Origin of the sequence: Caballeronia terrestris, assembly GCF_001544515.1 — a bacterium.
Lineage (GTDB): Bacteria > Pseudomonadota > Gammaproteobacteria > Burkholderiales > Burkholderiaceae > Caballeronia > Caballeronia terrestris.
Genome location: NZ_FCOL02000446.1, coordinates 1 through 1222 on the forward strand (window position 1 = coordinate 1; position 1222 = coordinate 1222).

At 58.8% G+C, this 1222-nt stretch carries 3 protein-coding genes; all 3 read right to left on the minus strand.

Going from position 1 to position 1222, the window contains the following annotated elements:
- On the minus strand, positions 1-157 hold a 157-nt coding region (locus AWB67_RS43280), incomplete at its 3' end, for a P-type ATPase actuator domain-containing protein (RefSeq protein WP_327367235.1).
- Positions 158-163: 6 nt separating this feature from the next.
- Positions 164-583, minus strand: coding sequence for an HAD family hydrolase (locus AWB67_RS38155; RefSeq protein WP_327367232.1), 420 nt, complete (start codon positions 581-583; stop codon positions 164-166).
- Between the two features lie 211 nt (positions 584-794).
- On the minus strand, positions 795-1222 hold a 428-nt coding region (locus tag AWB67_RS42830), incomplete at its 5' end, for a hypothetical protein (RefSeq protein ID WP_235025611.1).

The window sequence follows — 1222 nt, forward strand, 5'->3', positions numbered from 1 at the left end:
CCACCCCGCTGTTCACGGACTCTCCCGGGGCCCGCTGCTTAAGAATGGACTCTCCGGTCAATGTCGACTCATCGAGTTGCGCTTGCCCGACCAACGATCCATCAACCGGTACGGATTCACCGCTTCGGACTAGAAGCTGATCACCGGGGCGAACCACGTCCAATTACACGCAACGCCACTCGCCATCCTCGAAGCGGTTGGCGAAGCGCGGAGCTCGGCTCATCAACGCGGTCAATTCTCGACGGGCCCGCTCCCGGGCATAGTCTTCCAGCGCCCGCCCGCTGGATAACATTAGCGAGATCACCGCGGCAGTCAAAAACTCACTGAGCGCCAGAGCAAAACCGACAGCAACCAACGCCAGCACGTCCACGCCGGCTTCATGACGACGCAGCGACTTGACGATGGATATGAGGAGCGCGATGAGAACGGGCAAGCTTCCAGCTGTCCAGGCTGCATTCGCTAGTTCACTGCGGCCGAGCGCGACGAGCATCAGACCGGTGGTTAAAGTAGCTGCTGAGACGATGAGCAGAGCCATCTCTGCAGAACGCAAGGGACGTGGCAGGCTGGACGCGTTGATATGCATTGCGTTGCGCGGTGAAGCTCCAATCGCCAAAAACCAATGTGGAAGAACGTGGTAGTCCGAACCAACTGTCGCAGGGCGATCAGCCGCATACGAGCGCCATCATTTCGCGGGATAGGCGTGCCGTGCCGATTTCAACCGGCGGGACAGGGTTCCGGGAGGGTTGCGAACGATGAACTAGTGCTTACGGTTGGTAAACCCCAGGCGGTCTCAGTCAAGCTCGATGTTCGTAATTGAAGGGGATCGTTACCTGTTTCGCGCCGTCGCTTCTGGCCACGAGTAGTTCTACGTGGTACACGCCGTTCCAGCGCATCTCGAAATCGTTGCCATAGGTTACGACTCCACCGATGTTCGTTGGTTCGAGATGCTTCGTTACCGGATTCGCGTGAAGTTGGGCCTCCTGACTCCGAGGACCTTTCACGGTGGCCAGCACGGTCGCATTGCTCAACCGCCTGCCGGTCTTCGTGTCGAATATTGCGACCGTTAGCCGATAGGCGTCGGGACTAGTCGCGCTATTATTGCTCGCTATAATTTGACCAGGCGCCGCGGCCTTCCGAACAGCGACGATGCCGTAGTGAACCGTCAGGCCATGAGCGGTAACGCTGCGCGAAAGGTTGGTAGCATGGGCGGGCAAGCATACGA

Coding starts and splice junctions, on each gene's coding strand:
- AWB67_RS38155 (WP_327367232.1), bottom strand. CDS start 583: ATGCATATCAACGCGTCCAGCCTGCCACGTCCCTTGCGTTCTGCAGAG.